This is a genomic window from Mycobacterium sp. SMC-2, assembly GCF_025263485.1.
In the GTDB taxonomy this organism is placed as follows: Bacteria; Actinomycetota; Actinomycetes; order Mycobacteriales; family Mycobacteriaceae; genus Mycobacterium.
On the sequence record NZ_CP079863.1, the window covers coordinates 5,230,171 to 5,251,918 of the forward strand.

General features: G+C 66.4%; 21 protein-coding genes, 1 tRNA gene and 1 pseudogene. 12 read left to right on the top strand and 11 right to left on the bottom strand.

Annotation, left to right across the window (positions count from 1 at the left end; all coding sequences use genetic code 11):
- Positions 1-18 precede the first annotated feature (18 nt).
- From KXD96_RS24490 to KXD96_RS24500, 3 genes and pseudogenes are all read left to right on the top strand, one after another.
- Positions 19-1,260 carry an Nramp family divalent metal transporter gene (locus KXD96_RS24490; RefSeq protein WP_260745537.1) on the top strand — a complete coding sequence of 414 codons (1,242 nt, stop codon included), beginning with the start codon at positions 19-21 and terminating at the stop codon, positions 1,258-1,260.
- Positions 1,261-1,698: pseudogene (locus tag KXD96_RS24495) on the top strand (gamma-glutamylcyclotransferase family protein); the annotation flags it as partial.
- A 42-nt stretch (positions 1,699-1,740) separates the two neighbouring features.
- Complete coding sequence (locus KXD96_RS24500; RefSeq protein WP_260740975.1) at positions 1,741-2,565, top strand: LLM class F420-dependent oxidoreductase; 825 nt, start codon at positions 1,741-1,743, stop codon at positions 2,563-2,565.
- A 26-nt stretch (positions 2,566-2,591) separates the two neighbouring features.
- Here KXD96_RS24500 and KXD96_RS24505 read toward each other — a convergent pair whose 3' ends face one another.
- On the bottom strand, positions 2,592-3,677 hold the full coding sequence (locus KXD96_RS24505) for a CapA family protein (protein ID WP_260745538.1): 1,086 nt from the start codon (positions 3,675-3,677) through the stop codon (positions 2,592-2,594).
- 176 nt (positions 3,678-3,853) lie between these two features.
- Here KXD96_RS24505 and KXD96_RS24510 point away from each other — a divergent pair, with 176 nt between their 5' ends.
- From KXD96_RS24510 to KXD96_RS24520, 3 genes are all read left to right on the top strand, one after another.
- Positions 3,854-5,254 (top strand): phosphoribosyltransferase family protein, encoded by a 1,401-nt coding sequence (locus KXD96_RS24510; protein WP_396878903.1) that lies wholly within the window; start codon positions 3,854-3,856, stop codon positions 5,252-5,254.
- 212 nt (positions 5,255-5,466) lie between these two features.
- Positions 5,467-5,883, top strand: a complete 417-nt coding sequence (locus tag KXD96_RS24515; protein WP_260740981.1) for a hypothetical protein — start codon at positions 5,467-5,469, stop codon at positions 5,881-5,883.
- 37 nt (positions 5,884-5,920) lie between these two features.
- The gene (locus KXD96_RS24520) at positions 5,921-6,373 is read left to right on the top strand and encodes a DUF5709 domain-containing protein (RefSeq protein ID WP_260740982.1); all 453 of its coding nucleotides are present in this window, start codon (positions 5,921-5,923) and stop codon (positions 6,371-6,373) included.
- 19 nt (positions 6,374-6,392) lie between these two features.
- Here KXD96_RS24520 and polX read toward each other — a convergent pair whose 3' ends face one another.
- Positions 6,393-8,123 (bottom strand): DNA polymerase/3'-5' exonuclease PolX, encoded by a 1,731-nt coding sequence (polX, locus tag KXD96_RS24525; RefSeq protein WP_260740984.1) that lies wholly within the window; start codon positions 8,121-8,123, stop codon positions 6,393-6,395.
- A gap of 201 nt (positions 8,124-8,324) precedes the next feature.
- On the opposite strand from polX, the gene KXD96_RS24530 reads away from it, so the two are divergent.
- Both KXD96_RS24530 and KXD96_RS24535 read left to right on the top strand, forming a co-directional pair.
- The gene (locus KXD96_RS24530; RefSeq protein WP_260740988.1) at positions 8,325-8,546 is read left to right on the top strand and encodes a hypothetical protein; all 222 of its coding nucleotides are present in this window, start codon (positions 8,325-8,327) and stop codon (positions 8,544-8,546) included.
- A gap of 140 nt (positions 8,547-8,686) precedes the next feature.
- Positions 8,687-8,762: transfer RNA gene (locus KXD96_RS24535), tRNA-Arg, on the top strand.
- Positions 8,763-8,905: 143 nt separating this feature from the next.
- Here KXD96_RS24535 and KXD96_RS24540 read toward each other — a convergent pair.
- The 4 genes from KXD96_RS24540 to KXD96_RS24555 all read right to left on the bottom strand — a co-directional run bounded on the left by KXD96_RS24540 (position 8,906) and on the right by KXD96_RS24555 (position 11,052).
- Positions 8,906-9,073: a hypothetical protein gene (locus KXD96_RS24540; RefSeq protein WP_260745592.1), complete on the bottom strand. Its 168-nt coding sequence runs from the start codon at positions 9,071-9,073 to the stop codon at positions 8,906-8,908.
- Entirely contained in the window at positions 9,070-9,303 is a 234-nt protein-coding gene (locus tag KXD96_RS24545; protein ID WP_260740995.1) for a hypothetical protein, read from the bottom strand. Before KXD96_RS24545 ends, KXD96_RS24540 begins: the two co-directional genes overlap by 4 nt.
- A 45-nt stretch (positions 9,304-9,348) precedes the next feature.
- Entirely contained in the window at positions 9,349-9,495 is a 147-nt protein-coding gene (locus KXD96_RS24550) for a hypothetical protein (RefSeq protein ID WP_260740997.1), read from the bottom strand.
- 84 nt (positions 9,496-9,579) lie between these two features.
- Positions 9,580-11,052, bottom strand: a complete 1,473-nt coding sequence (locus tag KXD96_RS24555; protein ID WP_260741000.1) for a DUF4185 domain-containing protein — start codon at positions 11,050-11,052, stop codon at positions 9,580-9,582.
- Positions 11,053-11,657: 605 nt separating this feature from the next.
- Here KXD96_RS24555 and KXD96_RS24560 point away from each other — a divergent pair.
- The 4 genes from KXD96_RS24560 (at position 11,658) to KXD96_RS24575 (ending at position 16,547) form a co-directional block, all read left to right on the top strand.
- A complete protein-coding gene (locus tag KXD96_RS24560) occupies positions 11,658-13,061 on the top strand; it encodes an MFS transporter (RefSeq protein WP_260741002.1) in 1,404 nt (467 codons plus the stop codon).
- Positions 13,062-13,322: 261 nt separating this feature from the next.
- Entirely contained in the window at positions 13,323-14,549 is a 1,227-nt protein-coding gene (locus tag KXD96_RS24565; protein WP_260741006.1) for an acetyl-CoA acetyltransferase, read from the top strand.
- A 1-nt stretch (position 14,550) separates the two neighbouring features.
- On the top strand, positions 14,551-16,065 hold the full coding sequence (locus KXD96_RS24570; RefSeq protein WP_260745539.1) for a carotenoid oxygenase family protein: 1,515 nt from the start codon (positions 14,551-14,553) through the stop codon (positions 16,063-16,065).
- Positions 16,065-16,547: a VOC family protein gene (locus KXD96_RS24575; RefSeq protein ID WP_260741007.1), complete on the top strand. Its 483-nt coding sequence runs from the start codon at positions 16,065-16,067 to the stop codon at positions 16,545-16,547. Before KXD96_RS24570 ends, KXD96_RS24575 begins: the two co-directional genes overlap by 1 nt.
- A 4-nt stretch (positions 16,548-16,551) precedes the next feature.
- On the opposite strand, the gene KXD96_RS24580 is transcribed toward KXD96_RS24575, so the two are convergent.
- From KXD96_RS24580 to KXD96_RS24600, 5 genes are all read right to left on the bottom strand, one after another.
- Positions 16,552-16,986 carry a hypothetical protein gene (locus tag KXD96_RS24580; RefSeq protein WP_260741011.1) on the bottom strand — a complete coding sequence of 145 codons (435 nt, stop codon included), beginning with the start codon at positions 16,984-16,986 and terminating at the stop codon, positions 16,552-16,554.
- A 40-nt stretch (positions 16,987-17,026) separates the two neighbouring features.
- Positions 17,027-17,500, bottom strand: a complete 474-nt coding sequence (locus KXD96_RS24585; protein WP_260741014.1) for an SRPBCC family protein — start codon at positions 17,498-17,500, stop codon at positions 17,027-17,029.
- A 4-nt stretch (positions 17,501-17,504) separates the two neighbouring features.
- A complete protein-coding gene (locus KXD96_RS24590; RefSeq protein ID WP_260741016.1) occupies positions 17,505-17,693 on the bottom strand; it encodes an antitoxin in 189 nt (62 codons plus the stop codon).
- A 69-nt stretch (positions 17,694-17,762) separates the two neighbouring features.
- Positions 17,763-20,135 carry a cation-translocating P-type ATPase gene (locus KXD96_RS24595; RefSeq protein WP_260741018.1) on the bottom strand — a complete coding sequence of 791 codons (2,373 nt, stop codon included), beginning with the start codon at positions 20,133-20,135 and terminating at the stop codon, positions 17,763-17,765.
- Complete coding sequence (locus tag KXD96_RS24600; RefSeq protein WP_260741020.1) at positions 20,132-21,718, bottom strand: serine hydrolase; 1,587 nt, start codon at positions 21,716-21,718, stop codon at positions 20,132-20,134. The genes KXD96_RS24595 and KXD96_RS24600 overlap by 4 nt, the downstream gene beginning before the upstream one ends.
- Positions 21,719-21,748: the final 30 nt, after the last annotated feature.

Here is a 21,748-nt window from a genome sequence, read left to right on the forward strand (position 1 = left end):
TCTTATTCGGCGGTGTGAATCGAGGGCGACGAGTTGACCCAGAGCAGCCAAGACACGCTCAAAAGCAGTTGGTACCTGCTCGGGCCTGCGTTCGTCGCCGCGATCGCCTACGTCGATCCGGGCAACGTCGCCGCCAACGTCAGCTCCGGCGCCCAGTTCGGCTACCTGTTGCTGTGGGTCATCGTGGTGGCCAATGCGCTGGCGGGCCTGGTGCAGTACCTGTCGGCGAAGCTCGGTCTGGTGACCGGGCGTTCGTTGCCCTCGGCCATCGGCAAGCGGATGAGCCGTCCGGTCCGGCTGGTCTACTGGGCCCAGGCCGAACTGGTGGCGATCGCGACCGATATGGCCGAAATCGTCGGCGGGGCAATCGCTTTGCGCATCCTGTTCGATCTGCCGCTGCTGCTCGGCGGGATCGTCACCGGGCTGGTGTCCCTGCTGTTGCTGGCCATCCAGGACCGGCGCGGGCAGATCATCTTCGAACGCGTCATCACCGGCCTGCTGCTCGTCATCGCCGTCGGCTTCGCGGCCAGTTTCTTCGTGAAGACGCCGCCGCCCGATGCGGTGCTCGGGGGGCTGGTGCCGCGATTCGGCGGCACCGAAAGCGTGCTGCTGGCCACCGCCATCCTGGGCGCCACCGTGATGCCGCACGCGGTGTACATGCATTCCGGACTGGTGCTCGATCGACACGGGCACCCCGCCGAAGGCGCACATCGACGCCTGCTGCTGCGGGTCACCCGGTTGGACGTCGTGCTGGCGATGGCCGTCGCGGGCACGGTGAATGCCGCGATGCTGCTGGTCGCGGCGATCAACCTGCAGCACCACAACATCAGCGCCTCGATCGAGAGCGCGTACTCCGCCATTCACAACACCCTGGGCGCGACCATTGCGGTGCTGTTCGCGATCGGGTTGCTGGCGTCCGGGCTGGCCTCGTCGTCGGTGGGCGCCTACGCGGGCGCCATGATCATGCAGGGGCTGCTGCACCGGAGGATTCCGATGCTGGTGCGCCGCTTGATCACCGTCTGCCCCGCCCTGGTGATCCTCGCGTTCGGGTTCGACCCCACCCGCGCGCTGGTGCTCTCCCAGGTGGTGCTGTCGTTCGGGATACCGTTTGCGGTCCTTCCGCTGGTGAAGTTGACCAGTGACCGGGAGCTGATGGGCGACGACGCCAACCACCCCGTCACGACGGTTATTGGCTGGGCCGTCGGCGTAATGATTAGTCTGCTTAACGTGGTGCTCATCTGGCTGACGGTGACTGGCTAAATGTCGGCCCGCCGGCATGCCTACTTCGCATACGGGTCGAACCTGTGCGTCAGGCAGATGGCACTGCGGTGTCCCGACGCCGCCGATCCGCGGCCGGCCGTCCTGTCGGATCATGACTGGCTGATCAACCAGCGCGGCGTGGCCACGGTCGAATCGTGCGCCGGTAATCAGGTGCACGGCGTCGTGTGGCAGATCTCCGACGGCGACCTGGCGACGCTCGACAGCGCCGAGGGCGTGCCGGTGCGGTACCGGCGCGACCGGCTGACCGTGCACACCGACGACGGGCCGTCGCCGGCGTGGGTCTACATCGACCATCGGGTGATACCGGGTCCGCCCCGGCCGGGCTACCTGCCCAAGATCATCGACGGCGCCGTGCAACACGGGTTGCCGCAACGCTGGATCGACTTCCTGCGGCGCTGGGATCCCTCCCGTTGGCCGCGGCTCGTACCTGGTAACTATCGATAGATCGCTGAGCGGAGGTTGTTGGTGGCCAAGGATTTTCGTTTCGGGCTGAGCATGCGGTTCATCAAGTCCCGCGCGGTGCTGGAAGAGAAGGTGAAGCGGGCCGAGGATGTCGGATTCGACGTTCTGTGCGTGCCGGATCACCTCGGTGCGGCGGCACCGTTTCCGACGCTGACCGCGGTTGCCATGGTCACCACCAGGCTTCGGCTGAGCATGTTCGTGCTCAACGCGGCGTTCTACAAGCCGGCCCTATTGAGCCGCGACCTGGAAGCGCTGGACCTACTCAGTGACGGGCGTCTCGAGATCGGCCTGGGCACCGGATACGTCCGGGAAGAATTCGAGGCCGCCGAGATCCCCTACCCCAGCGCGGGCGCCCGGGTCGGCCACCTCGAACACATGACGAAGTATCTGAAGGACCATCACCCGAAGGCGCCGATCATGATCGCCGGCAACGGCGACCGGGTGCTGACGCTGGCCGCCCGGCACGCCGACATCATCGGGCTGACCGGCGCCAACGTCCGCGGGGCCGACGACCCGCTGACCGAACGCGTGGAGTTTGTCCGCAACGCCGCGGGCGACCGGTTCGACGACCTGGAGTTGAACCTGGCGATCACGGCGGTGCCGCGAGAAGGCGAGACCATGCCCAACCTGGCCATGACGCGCCAGTATTCGCCGGGGATGTCGGACGAGCAGATACTGGCCATGCACTCGGTGCTGAGCGGGACGCCGCGCGAGATGGCCGACACGCTGTCCCAATACCGGGAGAAGTACGGGGTCAGTTTCATCACCGTGCAGGACAACCACATGGAGAACTTCGGAAAGGTCATCGCCGAGTTGCGGTGAGCGAGCCTCACGCGACGTCGCTGATCTCAGCCCGTCCGAGTGACCAGCTTGATCTCCAGCAGGTCGTCGGACTGCAGCGCGACACGAGTCCCGAACCGGCTGCTGGTTTTCTCGAGCGTCGCGCGCAGCCATTCGGCGTCGCTTCGGGCCGCGCGCTCGAGTCGCATCTGGCGCACACGCAGTGGAATCAGCTGCAACGAGACCAGTTCACCACTGGCGGGATCGGTTCGGGTCAGATAGAGCAACCTGAGATCGCCGCGGAATGACTCGTGGCCACCGATTCCCTCGTAGTCGTCGATGACGTCCCCGCAGCCGTACAGGATCGGTTTGCCGCGGTAAATCTCAATGGGCCTGGGGTGGTGCGAGGAGTGACCGTGGACGATGTCGACGCCGGCATCGATCAACCGGTGCGCGAATGCGATCTCACTGTGCGCTATCCCGTAACCCCAATTGGATCCCCAGTGCACCGAAACGATGGCGACGTGACCGTCACCTTTGTGTGCCAGCACCTCCGCCGCCAGTTCGTCGGCAACGTCTCGCACCGACGAATCCCGGATCAGCCGCACCCCCGGCCGGTCGTGACGCGCTGCCCACGACGCGGGGACGCCGGCCGACTGCATCGCCACCGAGCTGACGAGCACCCGGCATCCATCGGAAATACTGACCACGGCCGGTTGACGTGCGGCCGGCAAGTCGGCCCCGGCCCCGGCGCCCCGGATCCCCGCCCCGGCGAGAGCCGTCACCGTGTCCGTCAGCCCCCGCAAACCGAAATCGAGGATGTGGTTGTTGGCCAGCGCGCAGACGTCCGGCCGTAGTGCCCTCAGGGCGGGCAGGTTGTCCGGGTGCATGCGGTAGCAAACCGCTTTGCCTTCAGCGAAATCATCGCCTGTGGTGATCGTTGTCTCCAGGTTGATCAGCCGCACATGGGGCGCGGCCTCGTCCAGGAGCGGCAACAACTCGCCCCACGGCCACTGCCAATCAACCGGGCGCGCGATAGGCCCATTCGCTCGCTCGGCCAGCTGAACATATCCGCGCGCATCACGCATGTACGGCTCACGCAATTCCGGGTCACCGGGGTGGGCCAGGATCTGATCGATACCTCGCCCGAGCATCACGTCACCGCCCAGCAGCACCGTCACCGCGTCAGCGTCATGCGCGCGTTCCGTCGCCACCACCCCGACGCTAGATGCCCGGATATCACCGGTCAGGAGGCGTTGGTCCCTGAGGGAATGGCCCTACGGCCCTTCGGTGCGGCGGCAAGTCGCGCCACACTCGGGGGATGACACGAATGGACCGTATCGATGACGGCAGGGGTCCGCTGCGGCAGCGGCTGTCTGGGTTGCGCGGCGATTCGAGATTGTTCGACGATCGCGTCGACGCAGGACGGCATCTCGCCCAGCGGCTGGAATTCCTGCGCGGCGAAGACATCGTGGTGCTGGGTCTACCGCGCGGCGGTGTGCCGGTGGCCTACGAGGTCGGCAAGGCGCTGCAGGCGCCGCTGGACGTGTTGGTGGTGCGCAAGCTCGGAGTCCCGTTCCAGCCCGAACTGGCGTTCGGCGCCATCGGTGAGGACGGGGTGCGGGTGATCAATGACGCCGTGGTGCGCGAAGCGCACTTGTCCGAGGACGAAATGGCCGCCGTGGAGGCGAAGCAGCGAGCCGAGCTGGCCCGCCGCTCGGACCTGTTCCGCAGCGGGCACGACCGGATCCCGCTGGCCGGAAAGACCGCGGTGATCGTCGACGACGGCGTGGCGACCGGCGCCACCGCCCGCGCCGCATGCCAGGTGGCCCGCGCCGAGGGCGCGAGCAGGGTGCTGTTGGCCGTACCGATCGGCGGACGCGACATCTTCGCACGGTTCTCCGGATACGCGGACGAGGTGATCTGCTTGCACACGCCCGAGTTCTTCTTCGCCGTCGGCCAGGGATACCGCAACTTCACCCAAACCTCTGACGACGAGGTGGTGGCGCTGCTCGATCACGCCCGGAACGGTTTCCGCGAGCCCTCGGCCGCTGCCGCGCCGGACGACCCCCCATTACGTGACGAGGATGTCCGAGTGGGTGCCGGTTCGGTGCACGTCGCCGGACACCTGATGGTCCCCGAGCATCCGGTCGGCGTGGTGCTGTTCGCCCACGGTAGTGGAAGCAGCCGCCACAGCCCCCGCAACCGCTACGTGGCCGATGTCCTGAACAGGGCGGGCCTTGCCACGCTGCTGGTTGACTTGCTCACCCCCGACGAGGAACGCAACCGCGCCAACGTCTTTGACATCGATCTGTTGGCGCGCCGCCTGATCGATGTCACCGGCTGGCTGGCCGGCCAGCCCGAGACAGCCGCGCTGCCGGTCGGCTATTTCGGTGCCAGCACCGGTGCGGGCGCGGCCCTGGTCGCCGCGGCCGACCCGCGCGTGACCCTCGCGGCGGTCGTATCCCGCGGCGGGCGACCGGATCTCGCCGGTGCTGCCTTGGCCAGGGTCCACGCACCGACGCTGCTGATCGTGGGTGGCCGCGACGATGTGGTGCTGGAACTGAATCGACAGGCCCAGGCGCGGATCCCCGGAGAGTGCGAACTGACCGTGGTGCCCGGCGCGACTCACCTCTTCGAGGAACCCGGCACGCTGGACCAGGTCGCGGTCCTGGCCCGCGACTGGTTCGTCGACCATATGAGCCAGGTAGCCTCCACGCCGAAGCCTTAAAAGCTTTGGCGCACCGGCCATCAGGCACCTCTGCCGGTCGGCTCGGCTTCAGGTGGTTCCCCACCCGTGGTCGGCGACCGCGCTGCCCCAGCGTCTTTCGGGGACCAATGGCTTCAAGACATGACTTTGGACTCTCACCATCAGCGACTCGGCAAGGCAGAATGTTCACCATGAGCACATCCGACGACAGCGCCGCCCGAAGCTGGCGTGACGTGGCCGACCAGCTCACTGCTGCGCAGATCGCCCAGCTCGAGCGCCTCGAACACGACGAACCGCAGCAGCTGCTGGAGATGGCGCGACAGTGGGCAGCCAAGAACGTGAGCGCTGGGATGCCGTTCGACGGCGTCGCGCCGCCCGATGGTGCGGTCCGCACATTCGACTGGCAGCTCGACAGCAACTGGTTTCGCGACTTCGAGGGCACCTCGCGCCGATGCGGGCGCGTCCGCGTTCAGATCTACGGCCGGCAGCAGATCGACGGCTCGACACGACGGTGGATCACCGTGCAGACCCGCCACCTCAATGCGCTGGACGTGACCACGGCGCGTGAACTCGCGGCGGCACTGACCGATGCAGCCGACGAGATCGAGCGCCTCAGCCGCGAAACACGACACGTCAGGAGCGGACAATGACCACGGCCGGCAACGGTGAGCAGCTGGGAGGCAACTTATGAGCGCGCACTACGAGTCCGGCCCCGCCGCAGGCGAATACAGCGTCGAGGACGACAACCAGCTTCAGCAAGAGGACACCCTGATCGATCGCGGTGTGGACGACATCCTCGACGAGGGTTACTCGCCTCCCGAAAGACTGTACGGACCTGGCGCATTCGGCCCGTCCGAAAGCATCGAGGACATCCTCGCGGAGGAGGAGCCGGATCCGGCAGCTCGAATCAACGTCGTGCTCGACGAGGCCGAGCAGCGGAGCAGCGATGCATCCGAGCGTGAGGCCGAATTCCCGCAGCGGCGCGAAGTGGGTACCGCACGGGCCGGCCGGCTTATCGCTCCGGACATGGGATTTGGCGAAGACGAAGACGAGGAGTTGTTCGCGACAGACGTCGGAATCAGTGGAGGTGCGGCGTCGGCCGAGGAAGCCGCCGTGCACATCATCGACGAAGAAGACTGAGCCGCCACCTAACTCACTCCTAACGCCGTCGGCCACGCCCCTTCGCAAGGAACTTCCGCAGCCGGCGCAGCGGCCAGGTGTTGATCACTTCACCGGCGGAAACCCAGCCGCGCTGGGCGACGGCAACGCCGTAGCGGACGTAATCGAGATGCGGCACGGCGTGCGAATCGGTATCGATCGCGAAGACAACGCCGTACTCGCGGGCGCGACGGACGAGTTCGTCACACAGGTCCAGCCTGTCGGGAAATGCGTTGATTTCCAACGCGGTACGGGTGCGTGCCGCGGCCGCGAAGACTGAGTCGACGTCGAACTCGATCGGCGGGCGACGACCGAGGACGCGGGTGGTCGGATGGCCAATGACGTTGACGTAGGGATGCTCGATGGCAGCGAGCAGACGTTTGGTCATCTCGTCGCGGGTCTGGTCGAAGTCGGAGTGCACCGAAGCGATCAGGATGTCGAAGCCGGACAGGAAGTCGTCGTCCCAGTCAAGGGATCCGTCGGCGGCGATGTTGAGTTCAATGCCGTGCAGCACCTCGATGCGGTGGCGGCAGGCCAACTCAGGCAGCTTGCTGCGCTGTTGCAAGGCCTTGTCCCGCGTCATTCGTTGCATCGCCAGCTGCGGGGCGTGATCGGTGATGGCGCAATAGCGGTATCCACGGCTGGCCGCGGCGGCGACCATCTCGTCCAGCCCGGCGAGACCGTCGGTGAGATCGGTATGCACATGCAGGTCGCCGAGAAGGTCGGCCGCCTCGACCAGAGCGGGCAGATGGCCCGCCAGGGCGGCCTCGACTTCCCCGCGGTCTTCGCGTAGCACCGGCGGGATCCAGGGCAGCCCCAACTTGGCATAGATGTCGGCTTCGTCGGCCGATGCCAGTAGCCGGTCGTCGTCGGCACGGAAGAGTCCGTACTCCGACAGCTTCAGCCCGGCCCGTACCGCCAACTCGCGGATGCGAATGTTGTGGGCTTTGGACCCGGTGAAGTATTGCAGCGCCGCGCCCCACACCGCCGCCGGTATCACCCGCAGGTCCACCTGGATGCCCTTGGTCGTCACCACCGAAGACTTCGTAGGGCCATGGGCCAACACGCGGTCCACCAGCGGCATGGAGCAGAAGTGGTCCATGACCGATGCCGGGTCGTCGTCCGCGGCGGCCAGCAGGTCGATGTCGCCGACAGTGTCGCGCATCCGCCGCAAGGATCCCGCGTAGTCGACGCGACTCACCTGCGGTAGCGCGGCGAGCCGCGCGACCAGATCCTCGGCGACGTCCAGAGCGATCGCCAGTGGCATGCGGCCGCCGACTTCCTGCATTTGGCGGATCGCCCGGGCCAGGTTGCGTTCGCTGGTCTCGCCCCAGCCCTTCAGGTTGCGCAGCTGTTCGTCGTGCAGCGCGTTGAGCAGCTCCGGCATCGACGAGATGCCCAGCTCCTCATAGACCTGGTGGGCTCGCTTGGGTCCGAGCCCGGGGATTCCCAGTAGGGCGCGCAGACCCGCGGGCAGCTGCGCATGCAGGTCCTCGAGAGCGGCGATGTGCCCGGTCTGCCGAAGTTCTAGCAGCTTGTCGGCCGTGTGGGCGCCGACGGCCGGAATGGCCAGCAAGCCCTTGCGGTCGAGCCCATCGAGGTCGAGCGGGTAACCGGCGACCGAGCGGGCCGCCTTCTCGTAGGCGCGGACCCGGTAGGGATCGCCACCGGAGATCGCGATCAGATCGGCCAGCTCCTGCAGCGTCTCGGCCGCGACGTCATTCGAACGCATGAAGCAATCCCACTAACCGGAGCCGGTGTACGAGTGACCGGTTAGGTACAGGATGAAGCCCACGACGGTCGCTGGTCAGCGGGCGAAAGACCCTATTCTTGGGACCCCCGGCCACGGATGCCCAGGACCTCCGACTCCCCAGCTCACCGTCGCAGCGGTAGCCTCAAGAATTCGATCGGCCGACGCGGAGGATTTTTCAGCATGAAAATGTGGATCCAAATTGACGGCCAGGATGACGATGACGAATACCCGGACGGCGCCACCTATGAAGTACTCACCGGTGGCGTGCTGAAGGTCAGTAGCGGCAACGATATTCACCTCTACAGTCCGGCGTACTGGCAAGAGGTCACGATTGATACCGGTCCCGCGGCCGAACTCGACGAACGAGCCCAACAACTCGACGAAGATCTCAGATGGCAATAGTCGCCGCAGCGCGACGCTCGACTACACTCACACCCGCCACATCACCACGACCAGGCCGATCGTCCGGAATGGCACCAGGCCGCCGCGAACGCCGCTGCAAACGCTTAGCTAGGTTTTAATCAGGTATTCAAGACGTCCTCGCCCTCGTAGCTCAGGGGATAGAGCACGGCTCTCCTAAAGCCGGTGTCGCAGGTTCGAATCCTGCCGGGGGCACCAAAGCGTTTGTATGACCTCGGCTGATGGTTGACATTTTGTCTTCGGGTGATGCCTGACAGTGTTTCGGCTGATGGTTGACAGTTACTTCGGCAGATCCTTGACACTCCCTAGATGAGGGAGTTGAGCGTGGCCGAGCAGAGGTATCAGGCTGTGTTGGCGGTGATCAGCGATGGTCTGTCGATCTCGCAGGTTGCCGAGAAGGTTGGGTGGGCGGTTTCGCGTTGGCCGATGGCACCAGCGCCAAAGCCTTGACCGGGATCGATGATCACTCCCGTGAACAGGGGCACCAACTCGGGTGTATCGCGGATCACGGCCTGATGCCGTAGCCTTCGCCGTCGTCGGCCAGGTAAGTGACGACGTACCACCGCCTAGGCGGTTGGCTGCCGGTGTCGTACTCCTCGGTCGCGGTCGCCCGCTCCAACCGGACGTCCGTTAAATCCGGATTATGCACGCGGACAAAGTCTTCGAGTTCAGCAAGTAACGCGTCGCCCGTGAGGGTCATATCGGCGAGCGCCCTTCCCTCGCGCTTGGCCCAACTCACGCACTACATCTTGCCCCGCCATTGCGGCCGGCCGCACCGCGTCGGTCAGGACGGGATTGCCATCCGACCGTTGAGCACGATGCCCAGGCGGACTACGCCGCCCGTGCGGTGCACGCCCTCGATGCGCACCTCGATGTCTGGCCGCCTTGGCTTGCTGGCGGTCGACGCGGCCGGGTTTTCGAAGATGATCATCGTCGATCTCCTCTCTCACTAGGCCCCCGCTTTATTCAGCGTGCGCCTGGTTTGCCGACATTTCGGGGTGCGACACGATCACGATTAGGGCAAAACGGTGTGCATCAGCATCACGTCGTATGCCGACCACAGCGACAGGTTGAAATACAGATCCCGGCCGGAAGACCACGGATGGATCATCGGCGCATAAATGCCACCTGGCATCGAGAACGACGACACCAGCGGTTGCTCGGGGCTCCACGGTCCCTGGGGGGCGGGTGCGGTGCGCGCGACGACGTCGTTGCTGCCGCCATTGGTGTAGAGCACCAGATATTGCTTGAGATAGGTGTTGTATTGTGCCGACATTTCGCCCACCGGGCCCGGGAAGATCGGCGTCGCCGCGCCCGGATTGTTGGGAACCCAGCGGCCACCGTTGTCGCCATTCCAGTACTGGTACTTGGTCAGGTCGGGCAACTGGCCGGGTGGAACCCGCGACAGGAACGCCGCGCCGCCGCGGCCCGACGGGGTCCCGAACTGATACAGGTAACCGTCGTTGCCCTTCAGGAACGCCCCCATCTGGAAGTTCTCGTTACCGGGGGTGAACCCGGCTCCCGGAATGGCGTCCGGGGACGCCGTGCGGATCGAGGTGGGAAAAATCCCCCAATTCTGGCCATTGTCGTTGGACCTGGCGATCGCCGAGTAGTTCGTGCTCCACTCGCCGTCTCGGCCCCACTGCCGAATGGACATGTAGCTCATGTACTGCGTCCTGCCGATCGAGATGCCGGCGGTGGGAATGATCCCCGTCTCGTGGGCTGCCTTGTGGATGGTGTTGACGACCTGCTTGGAAAGGCTCGTCGTCCACACCGGTGAGCCGGAGTACCGGTCGTTGGGGATGCCGTCCGCGATGTGGATTCCGTGCGACAGGTCACGGTCCGAGCTGCGGAACAGCGTGTTGTAGCGCCACTGTTGGCCCTTGACTTTGCAGTAGCCGAAGGTGTCGCCGAAGGCCATCAGCACTTGCCGGTTGACGGGATCGCCATTGTCCCAGGCGATCCCGAGGTCGGTACCGGAGATGCTGAAACGCTGCAAAGTCTTGTTCGGGCCGTCCGGTCCGGTCACCCAGTCGACGAGCGACGTCGGCGCCCCCGCGATCGAGGGCGGCGGCGGCGCCGGCGCCGGCTGCGGGACCGGGGCGGCATTGGGCTGCAGCTGACCGGCGTTCGGCGGTTGCGGCAGATTGGGGACGGGCGGGTTGGGCCCGGGCGGTAGGACCTCCGCTTGCGGTCTCATCGGGGCGGCCTGCCGAGGGATGGCCGGCCTGATGAACGACGAGATCAGCGGTCCCAGCCGAGGCAGCGGCGCCTGGTCATTGGTGTGGGTGGGCCTGCGGCCCGTCGGTGGTTGGACGACCGGTTGGGGGGCGGGTATCGCCGGCTGCGCGGCGGGCGGCTCCACGTTCGCTTCCGGCGCGCCGCACGGGGTCGCATGGGCCGAGGGCGCGGGACCGACCACGAAGACGAGTCCCACAGCGGCCGCCGACGCCATCGATAGCGACACACTTCGAAGAATCGCCGACATGTAACACCTTTCGAGCGGCGGGACACCGCATTGACGTCCGCAGTTGGCTCATGTGACGATAGTTATCAGAGCGGCTGTTGTGACTATCGATGCGACGATAGGTACGTATCCGTGACCGTGTCGCAACGCAGCCGGTTCTCCGGCGAACATGCGCTTTCGCCGATTGCTCACTGTATGGCCGGGCCAACGCCGTAGCCTTCCGGGCCAAGACCGTTTGCCGTCGTACCGCGCACAAATCCCGCCGCCGCCGAGAGACGTTTCCGCCCGATCCCGAGGGTTTGCCAGCGGTACCGCAATCGTCGGCGACACAAGGCGTCGTGCCGGGGGGTTGTGACCCGCTCTGGGGCCGAGCCGCTCCCCCGCGTTGTCGCTGTGAAGCGGGCGCACCCGCGTGTGTCCGTTCACAGTGGCTGGGGAGACGCATGATGCCGACGGCCGCAACCGCCCCGGGAGCACCGCGGCGACACCATGCGTGGAGCGCCCGTGCCAGGTACGCTCCCATCCGCCAGCACACCCATCATCGCCACGCTCGAGCACAAACCCGGTTTCGGCAAACGCTGGCCGGCTCGGCGCCCTGGGTGAGCGAACCGCCAAGGAGGGCGACGATGAGTGTGCGTAGCGGCCTGCGCGGCAAGCTCTCCCAAAGCCGGGCATATCTTCGCCGGGTGGTTGCCGCGTCCATGGCCGGCACGGTCGTGGAATGGTACGAATTCTTCCTCTACGGCACCGCGGCAACCCTGGTCTTCAGCAAGGTGTTCTTTCCCCGAGGCGGCAACGAACTCGACGCCATCCTCGCCGCCTTCGTGACCTATGCGGTCGGCTTCGCCGCCCGCCCGCTCGGCGGCATCGTCTTCGGCCAACTCGGCGACCGGTACGGCCGCAAGAAGCTGCTCCAGTTCAGTCTGCTGCTGGTCGGCGTCTCCACCTTCGCGATGGGCTGCCTGCCCACCTTCCCCCAGATCGGGTATTGGGCCCCCACGCTGCTGGTGGTGCTGCGGTTCGTCCAGGGCTTCGCCGTCGGCGGCGAGTGGGGCGGGGCCATCGTGCTGGTCGCCGAGCACAGCCCGAACTCCAGTCGCGGATTCTGGGCCAGCTGGCCGCAGGCCGGCGTGCCGGGCGGAAACATGCTGGCCACCGCGGTGCTGCTGGTTCTTACCTCGACCCTCTCGGATGGGGCCTTCCTGGGCTGGGGCTGGCGCGTCGGCTTCTGGCTTTCCGCGGTCGTCGTTCTGATTGGTTACTACATTCGCACCAAGGTGACGGACGCACCGATCTTTTACGAAGCCCAGCAACAGTCCGAGCACGCCCGGATCGGCGTTGTCGAGGTGATAAAACATTATCCGCGTGGGGTTTTCACCGCCATGGGCATGCGGCTCGGCGAGAACACCATGTACTACCTCGTCGTCACTTTCTCGATCACATACTTGAAAGTCCACGTGCGCGCCGACACCAAGACCATCCTGTGGTGGCTGCTGGCCGCACATGCCGTGCACTTCGCGGTCATCCCGCTGGCCGGGCATCTCAGTGACCGATTCGGCAGGCGCCCAATCTATTTCATCGGTGCGGTCAGCACATGTACCTGGGGCTTCTTTGCGTTTCCGATGATGAACAGCGGCCGCAACGCCATCATCATGTCGGCGATCGTCATTGGGCTGGTGTTCCACGGCCTCATGTACGCCGTCCAGCCGGCCGCCATGGCCGAGATGTTCCCCACCCGGATGCGGTATTCGGGGGTGTCGCTGGGCTACCAGGTCACCTCGATCGTGGCCGGATCGCTGGCACCGATCATCGCGGTTCGCCTGCTCGAGACCTACAAATCCGCGGTGCCCATCTCGTGGTATCTGGCGGCCACCGCCACGGTGAGCGCCATAGCCGTCGTCGCTGCCGCCGAGACCAAGGGCATCGACCTGGCGGCGATCGACCTGGCCGACGCCCGCAAACAGCGGGCGGTTGCGGCACGTCAACCGGAAGGCCCCGAGCCCACCGAACTCGTCGAAGACGCCGTCTAAACCCGCGGACAGCCCTCGCCGCACCACCACCCGACGGACTCGCCGGGGAGTGAACGGGGTTCGTCCGCACGTTTGGCTGCCCTCGTACGGGGCAATGTTCCATGAGAGGCGAACGCGTCGGCCGGCCTTCGCGTCCGCCTAGGCCCCGTTGGTTCAGCCCGAGAGCCGACGGGGCCGCCTCATTTCGGGACACCTTTTCGGGCATGACCTGCCCGTGGATACGCCGCAACGACGCGGCAATCCCGGAGTACCGTGCGGCGTATGGATGTCTCGGCTGGCGTGTGGATCCTGGGCGGCTACCAGACGGACTTCGCCCGCAATCTCACCAAGGAGGGTCGCGACTTCGCCGACCTCACCGCGGAGGTCGTGGAGGGCACCCTCGCCTCGGCCAAGGTGCACGCCGCCGACATCGAAGTGGTGCACGTCGCGAACGCCTTCGGCGAAATGTTCGCCAGCCAGGGCCACCTCGGCGCGATGCCGGCCACGGTCTGCGCCGACCTCTGGGACACCCCGGCCTCGCGGCACGAAGCGGCGTGCGCGTCCGGCAGCGTAGCGACCTTGGCGGCGATCGCCGATCTGCGGTCGGGCGCCTACGACACCGCGCTGGTGCTGGGCATCGAACTCGAGAAGACCGTGCCCGGCGACACCGCGGCCAAGCACCTGGGTGCGGCCGCCTGGACGGGTCGCGAGGGGGCCGACGCGCGGTACCTGTGGCCGTCGATGTTCGCTCAGGTCGCCGATGAATACGACCGGCGCTACGGCCTGGACGACGCACACCTGAGGGCCGTTGCGCAGCTCAACTTCGCCAACGCGCGGCGTAACCCCAACGCCCAGACGCGCGCGTGGACGGTCCCCGACCCCATCACGGACGACGATGCAACCAATCCCGTCACGGAGGGCCGGTTGCGGCGCTTTGACTGCAGCCAAATGACCGACGGTGCAGCGGGATTGGTGTTGGTCGGCGACGCCTACCTGCGCGACCATCCCGATGCGCGCCCGGTCGGTCGCATCGAGGGCTGGGGGCACCGCACGGTGGGGCTGGGTCTGCGACAGAAGCTGGACCGAGCCGCCGACGACCCGTACGTCCTTCCGCATGTGCGGGCCGCGGTGCACGATGCGCTGGGGCGCGCCCGGCTGAGCCTCGACGACCTCGACGGGTACGAGGTGCACGACTGCTTCACCCCCAGCGAGTACCTGGCGATCGACCATATCGGGTTGACCGGTCCGGGGGAGTCGTGGAAGGCCATCGAGAACGGCGAGATCGAGATCGGCGGCCGGCTGCCGATCAACCCCAGCGGGGGGCTGATCGGCGCCGGCCACCCGGTCGGCGCGTCCGGCGTGCGCATGCTGCTCGATGCGGCCAAGCAGGTCAGCGGCGCCGCCGGCGAGTATCAGGTCGACGGGGCCAAGACCTTCGGGACCCTGAATTTCGGCGGCAGCACCGCGACCACGGTGAGTTTCGTTGTCAGCACAGCAGGAGATGTGTGACGTGGACGTTGAGATCGTCGGCAAGTTCCTGTCCACGCTGCCCGAGGACGACGACCACCCGTACCGGACCGGACCGTGGCGTCCCCAGACCACCGAATGGGACGCCGACCGCCTCACCGCCGTGGAGGGCGAAATCCCGCGCGACCTGGATGGCATCTACCTGCGCAACACCGAGAACCCGTTGCACCCGGCGCTCAAGACGTACCACCCGTTCGATGGCGACGGCATGCTACACATAGTGGGCTTTCGAGATGGAAAAGCCTTCTACCGCAACCGCTTCGTCCGCACCGACGGCTTTCTGGCGGAGAACGACGCCGGCGGGCCGCTGTGGCCGGGGCTGGCCGAGCCCGTGCAATTGGCCAAGCGCGAGGAGGGCTGGGGCGCTCGCACCCGGATGAAGGACGCGTCGAGCACCGACGTCATCGTCCACCGGGGCGTGGCGCTGACCAGCTTCTACCAGTGCGGCGACCTGTACCGGGTCGATCCGTATTCGGGTGAAACCCTGGGCAAGGAGAGCTGGAACGGCCGCTTCCCCACCGACTGGGGTGTGTCAGCGCACCCGAAAGTCGACAACAAGACGGGCGAACTGCTGTTCTTCAACTACAGCAAGCAGGACCCGTACATGCGGTACGGCGTCGTCGACCAGAGCAACGAGCTGGTCCACTACGTCGACATCCCCCTGCCCGGACCGCGGCTGCCGCATGACATGGCCTTCACCGAAAACTACATCATTCTCAACGATTTCCCGTTGTTCTGGGACCCCGCCCTGCTCGAGCATGACGTGCACGTGCCGCGCTTCTATCCCGACATGCCGTCGCGCTTCGCGATCCTCCCCCGCCGCGGTAAAACCGCCGACGTCCGATGGTTCGAGGCGGACCCCACGTTCGTGTTGCACTTCGTCAACGCCTACGAGGACGGCGACGAGATCGTGCTCGACGGTTTCTTCGAGGGCGATCCCTCCCCGGCCGACACCGAAGGATCTAAGTGGGACAAGCTGTTTCGGTTCCTGGCACTGGACCGCCTGCAGTCGCGGCTGCACCGGTGGCGCTTCAACCTGACCACCGGCAGCGTGAAGGAAGAGCAACTGTCCGAGTCCATCACCGAATTCGGCACCATCAACCCCCACTACGCCGCCGGCGACTACCGCTACGTCTATGCCGCGACCGGCAAACCGGGTTGGTTCCTGTTCGACGGCCTGGTCAAACACGACCTGCGCACCGGAAGCCAGCAGGAGTTCTCCTTCGGTGACGGCGTCTACGGAAGCGAAACGGCGATGGCCCCGCGGGTCGGCGCCACCGCCGAGGACGACGGCTACCTCGTCACCCTCACCACCGACATGAACACCGACGCCTCCTACTGCGTGGTCTTCGACGCCGGCCGGATCGCCGACGGCCCGGTCTGCAAACTCCGACTGCCGGAACGTATTTCCAGCGGCACCCATTCGACCTGGGCGCCCGGCGAACAGCTGCGGCGCTGGGGCACCGCGGAGGCTGCGCCGAGCGCGGTCGGGCTCTGATGGGCGACCACACGCCCCGCCGCACCACGCACTGGCCGATACAGCTGGCGTCGATCGGCGGTATCCGTTTCGCGCGCCGGTCGTCGAACTTCCAGGACACGGTGCGGTTCTACCGCGAACTGGTGGGCTTGCCGCTCTTCGAGACGTTCGGCGAGAGCTATGGCAGCAATGGCGCGATCTTCGGTTTGCCCAGCTGGAACCTGACCCTGGAAATCGTGGAGTCCGTCGACCCCGTCGCCGTGGACCCCCACGAACAGCTGTGCCTCTACTTCCCCGACAGGCAGGCCCAGCAGGCGGCGATCGCGCGGTTGCGCGCCGCGAGGATCCAACCCGTGGAACAGCATCCGTATTGGGAGGCGACGGGCGCGGTCACCTACCGCGATCCAGACGGCCGCGAAATCGTGTTTGCGCCCTTCGTGTTCGGCGTCAACGAGCCAAGCGACAGCTCCGCCTCGGGAACGCATGAGTTTCCGCCGGCCTGAGTCGTCAGCGGCCGGGCCGACGGGAGGCCAATGCCGCGATGACCGCCGCGATTGAGCACACCACCGCACAGACCTCCGCCACCGCGCCGACGTACAGACCGTACTGCGCCGATACCGGCGGATTGACGTTGAGCTTGTAATACCACACCGTGAGCGCCACGATCAGCAGTGAAATCAACAGGGCGCCAACCGAAGCCACCCGCACCGACAGGCCGCGTCCGACCATCGCGCCGGTGACCAACAGCGCCGAGGACAACAGCACGATGAGCTGGCCCGCCCCGAATCCGCGTGGCAGCTCCAGGTTCCCGTGCGCGCCCCCGATGGCGTTGGCCCAGCCCCCGCCGTTGACCGCCGTCGTCAGCCACGGCAGCCACGCGCTGGCAGAAATCACCAACGCGAAAAGCGCCACCAGCCAACCAGGGCGCAGCCGGGGAGTCATGCCAGCGAGATTAGCGGAACGGGACCGGCAACTGAGGCGATCAGCGGCGAACGCCGCCGTGTCCGTTCGTGCCCGGGTCGGCCCTGGTGAAAACCGCCACGAAGTTCTGCAGCGATTCGTTGATGTCGCCGCGCAGGGCGGCGGCAACGATCATGCCGATCGGCCCGAACAGTGCCGGCCCACCGAGGTGGACGTCGAAGCTGACGACGGAGCCCTCCTCGGCGGGCCGAACTTTGGCCAGCAGCTTGACCTTGACGCCGCCGACACCGTCGCCGTTGAGCGTCATGCCCTCCGGCGGCTTGTACCGCACGACCGTCCACTTGATCCGGTTGTACATGCCCTTGACTTCGACGATCGACTCCACGACCGTGCCCTTGTCGATGTCGTCGGGCAACGTGCTGCGCCACACCCGGTGAATCGTCAGCCAGTCCTTGTACCGGGACAGGTCGGAGGCATGCTTCCAGGCCACCTCGGGTGGCAGCGGGACATCGATGGATCCGGAGAGTTTCGCCATGAGCTCAGTTCTTGTCGTCGCCTTTTGCCGCGGATTCGGCCGCCTTCTTCGCCTCGTCCTGCACCTGGTGGATGGTGTCGGAGTACTTGCCCTGTGTCTTGTCGTCGACGAATTCGGCGGCCTTGTCGATCGCCGTCTCGACCTTGTCGGCGTTCTGCGACAGCAGGTCCTTGGCCTTGTCCAGGAAACCCATGTACCCGTCCTTTCCCCGCCGAAATCCTACTTGCCCGGGCCAACCCAAGTTGCGGGCGACCGGGGGTGGTCAGCGCCACAGCCGCGGCTGTACGCCCAGCATCCTGGCCCGGATCCACCACATCGCCTCGACGGCGGCGGCGCCCAGCACACCGATCCCCATGGCGGTCGACGTCACCACGACATCGGAGGGGTCGAGCAAAAACGCCCTGCGGGCCAGCGGGATGCTGAAGATCACGACGTAGGCCAGCGCGGAGGCGATGACCAGGGCCACCCGCCACCACTGGTAGGGGCGCGCCACCACCGCGAGCACCCACAGCGCCGTCATCAGCAGCGTGATCAGGGCCGCGGTCGACGCCTGCTCCTGCTGCTGGAACGTCGCGTGCCGGCCGTGATAGGCCAGCAGGTAAGACGCAAAAGTCGCGACGCCCACGATCAGCCCGGACGGCAGGGCCGAGCTCAGCACCCGCCGGACGAAGCCCGGGTAGGCGCGCTCATTGTTGGGCGCGAGCGACAGGATGAACGACGGGATCCCGATGGTGAACCACGCCGCGATGGTCACGTGGATCGGCTGAAACGGGTACAGCAGGGGATCGGCTTTGATCGCCTTGGAAAACACGCATTCGATGCCGACGAGCAGCGCCAGCAGCACCGAGTAGACGGTCTTGGTCAAGAATAGGTTGGCGACCCGCTCGATGTTGCCGATCACCCGCCGGCCCTCGGCGACGACATACGGCAGAGTGGCAAACCTGTTGTCCAACAACACGATCTGGGCAACGGCACGCGACGCCGGGCTGCCGGCGCCCATCGCGACGCCGATGTCGGCATCCTTGAGGGCCAGCACATCGTTGACGCCGTCGCCCGTCATCGCGACCGTATGCCCGTGCGATTGCAGGGCGTGTACCATCGCCCGCTTCTGGTCGGGCCGCACCCGGCCGAAGGTGGTGTAGGCGTCCAGCGCGTCGGCCAATTGGGCGGGTTCCGACGGCAGCCGGCGCGCGTCCATCGTCTCGCCGCGCAGCCCGAGCTTGTCGGCGACGGCGCCGACCGAAACGGCGTTGTCGCCGGAGATCACCTTGATCGAGACGTCTTGCTCGGCAAAGTAATTCAGCGTTTCCGCAGCATCTGGACGCAGTCTCTGCTCGAGGACCACCAGCGCGACGGGGGTGACGCGGCCCGGTGCGTCCGGGTGATCGACGGCCGCGTCGCAGGTGCCGAGCAGCAGCACCCGCAACCCCTGCGCGCCGATCCGCTCGGCCTGTTCGGCCGCCGCGGACCCCGGATCGACCAGCACGTCGGGAGCCCCGATCACCCAGTTGCCGCGGTCACCGTAGGAGGCCCCGCTCCATTTGGTGGCGGACTTGAAAGGCGCTGTGGCCGTGGCGATCCAGTCGGGTGGCCGTTGATAGGTTTCGGCGATCGCCTGCATGCTGGCGTTGGGGCGCGGGTCGGTGGCGGCCAACGCCGCCAGCGCGTCGGCGACGCTGTCCCGTTGTGCCGCTCCGAGTTCCTCGACGCCCGCGACGCGCATGCCGGTTTCGGTCAGGGTGCCCGTCTTGTCGGCGCAGACCACGTCGACCCGGGCCAGCCCCTCGATGGCGGGCAGCTCCTGCACCAGGCACCGGCGCTGGCCGAGCCGGATCACCCCGACGGCGAACGCCACCGACGTCAGCAGGACCAGCCCCTCGGGCACCATCGGCACCAGCGCACCCACCGTCCGCAGCACCGACTGCCGCCAACTCGTGTGGGTGGTGAACAACTGGGTGTAGATCGTCAGCAGACCGGCGGGCACCAAGAGGTAGGTGATGAACTGCAGGATCCGGTTGATCCCGTTTCGCAGCTCGGATTTGACCAAGGTGAACTTGCTGGCCTCCTCGGCGAGCTTGGCGGCGTAGGCCTCCGGCCCGACCTTGGTGGCGCGGTAGGCGCCCGTTCCGGCGACGACGAAGCTGCCCGACATCACCGGGTCCCTTATGGCCTTGGCGATCGGGTCGGCCTCGCCGGTCAGCAGCGACTCGTCGACCTCCAGGTTCGTCTCTTCGACGATCTCGCCGTCGACCACGATTTGGTCGCCGGGCCCGAGTTCGATGACGTCGTCGAGCACCACCTCGGCGGGCAACAGGGTGCGGGTCCCGGATTGCCTGCGCACCAACGGTTTCGCCTGCCCCAGAATCGCGAGCGCATCCAGCGTCCGCTTGGCCCGGATCTCCTGGACCATGCCGACGACGCTGTTGGCGACGATGAGCAGGCCGAACATCCCGTTGATCAGCGAACCCGTCGCGAGCACAATCAGCAGCAACGTCCCGAGGATCGCGTTGATCCGGGTGAAGACGTTGGCCCGCACGATCTCGGTGATGCTGCGGGTGGCACGTTCGGCGACCTCGTTGCTTTTGCCGTCGGCGACCCGCTGCGCCACCTCGGCATCGGTCAGGCCGGCAATCATCGGGTGAACGTTCCCAGCTTGTCCGAGTCGTAGTACTCCAGGTTCAGCGTTGCGCCGGGGAACCCGGAAAATGAGGCCTTGGAAATCGTTCCGGGGGGAGCATTTTCGTCGGTCAATGGGAAAGTGAAGGTGTCGCCGTCCCAATGCGTCAGGGTGAACATCCGGTTCTTCGGGCCCATCGCGAGTTGCAGGACGCCGTCGTGTTCGGTGACGACGGCCGGGCCCCAGTAGTCGTTGGCGTACACGCCGGCGTACTCGCTCAGCGGTCTGGCCGGGGCGGGGTCGGCCGGTGGTTGCTTGCCCACCAGCGAGCCCTCGGGATTGTTCAGCCAGCCGATCGCCTTGTTGTACAGAGCGGCCCAGTCCTCGCGGATTTGGCCGTACTGAACAAGGTCCATGAATTGGGCGGTCAGCGTTTCCGGGATGCCGTAGGGCGCCCCATTCGTCAGGGCGACGATGCCCAAGTCCTCCGAGGGCATCACCACGAAGTTCGTCGCCGCCCCCAAATCGAAAGCACCAGAATGGCTGTATTCGGTGCGGCCCGAGGAATCCACCGACGAGTTGAAGCCGTAGCCGTAGAACCCTGAGCGCGCCCTGGGCGTTTTCGCGGGTGCCGAAACCATCTGCGGGCTGATGGCGGGCAGCAGGACATCCGGTGATGCGATCCGCTGGCCGTTGTAGGTTCCGTTGCCCAGCAACATCATCAGCCAGCGGGCCATGTCGTTGACCGACGAACTCACGCCGCCCGCGGGCGACTGGGGATCCGGGTCCCGCTGGAATCGGGCCTCCCATTTGTCGGCGATCTTGATGTGGTTGACGGCGTGGTTGGGCCGGGCGAGGAAGTCGGCGAACCGGGAACTGGTCGACGTCATTCCCAGCGGCCGGTAGAGCACCTCGTCGGACAGCTCCTCCCACGACTTGCCGGCCGCGGCGGCCACCGCCTCGGCGGCGGCCGTCACTCCGTAGTTGGTGTAGGCGTAGCTGATTCGAAATGGAGCCACCGGCAGGTACTTCAGCCGTTCGAGGGTCTGCCGCCGGTCGTAGCCCAGGTCCTCGAGTTTGTCACCGGCGTGGTCGGGCAGCCCGGAACGGTGCGAATACAGGTCGGCGACGGTCACGTGGCTGGTGACGTAGGGATCGCCGAGCGTGAACCAGGGCAGTTTGGACGCCACCGGGGTGTCCCAGGCGACGACGTTGTCGCTGACTTCGTGCGCAACCACCGTCGAGCCAACCGATTTGGACACCGAGGCCAACTGGAAGACGGTGTCGGCGTCCACCTTGTTGTCCTGCCCCTGCCCCTTGCTCACATCCTTGAGGCCGAACCCCTTGGCGTACAGCACCTTTCCACCATGGACGATGGCAACGGCCATTCCCGGGACGCCGGTGCCCTTCATCAGGTCGCCGACCAGACCGTCGACCTTTGCGACCGCGTCGTCGATGCGGCCGGCCGGGATCGCGAGACCGGACACCTCGTTGGGCGGCGCGTCAGAGAGCGGGGGCGGGCCGGATACCGGTGGCGCGGGCCCGCATCCGGTCATGCCCAGCAGCACGGTGACAGCGGCCGCGGCCGCGCGTTTCGCCATGGCGGAACCTTAGCGTGGGAGGCTGCGGGG

Bases quoted from the DNA above. Each gene is read 5' to 3' on its own strand.
- KXD96_RS24505 (WP_260745538.1), bottom strand. From the start codon at position 3,677: ATGCTCGGGCGAGGTATCGATCAGATCCTGGCCCACCCCGGTGACCCG.
- KXD96_RS24510 (WP_396878903.1), top strand. From the start codon at position 3,854: ATGGACCGTATCGATGACGGCAGGGGTCCGCTGCGGCAGCGGCTGTCT.
- KXD96_RS24520 (WP_260740982.1), top strand. From the start codon at position 5,921: ATGAGCGCGCACTACGAGTCCGGCCCCGCCGCAGGCGAATACAGCGTC.
- polX (WP_260740984.1), bottom strand. From the start codon at position 8,123: ATGCGTTCGAATGACGTCGCGGCCGAGACGCTGCAGGAGCTGGCCGAT.
- KXD96_RS24530 (WP_260740988.1), top strand. From the start codon at position 8,325: ATGAAAATGTGGATCCAAATTGACGGCCAGGATGACGATGACGAATAC.
- KXD96_RS24550 (WP_260740997.1), bottom strand. From the start codon at position 9,495: ATGATCATCTTCGAAAACCCGGCCGCGTCGACCGCCAGCAAGCCAAGG.
- KXD96_RS24555 (WP_260741000.1), bottom strand. From the start codon at position 11,052: ATGTCGGCGATTCTTCGAAGTGTGTCGCTATCGATGGCGTCGGCGGCC.
- KXD96_RS24560 (WP_260741002.1), top strand. From the start codon at position 11,658: ATGAGTGTGCGTAGCGGCCTGCGCGGCAAGCTCTCCCAAAGCCGGGCA.
- KXD96_RS24565 (WP_260741006.1), top strand. From the start codon at position 13,323: ATGGATGTCTCGGCTGGCGTGTGGATCCTGGGCGGCTACCAGACGGAC.
- KXD96_RS24575 (WP_260741007.1), top strand. From the start codon at position 16,065: ATGGGCGACCACACGCCCCGCCGCACCACGCACTGGCCGATACAGCTG.
- KXD96_RS24580 (WP_260741011.1), bottom strand. From the start codon at position 16,986: ATGACTCCCCGGCTGCGCCCTGGTTGGCTGGTGGCGCTTTTCGCGTTG.
- KXD96_RS24585 (WP_260741014.1), bottom strand. From the start codon at position 17,500: ATGGCGAAACTCTCCGGATCCATCGATGTCCCGCTGCCACCCGAGGTG.
- KXD96_RS24590 (WP_260741016.1), bottom strand. From the start codon at position 17,693: ATGGGTTTCCTGGACAAGGCCAAGGACCTGCTGTCGCAGAACGCCGAC.
- KXD96_RS24595 (WP_260741018.1), bottom strand. From the start codon at position 20,135: ATGATTGCCGGCCTGACCGATGCCGAGGTGGCGCAGCGGGTCGCCGAC.
- KXD96_RS24600 (WP_260741020.1), bottom strand. From the start codon at position 21,718: ATGGCGAAACGCGCGGCCGCGGCCGCTGTCACCGTGCTGCTGGGCATG.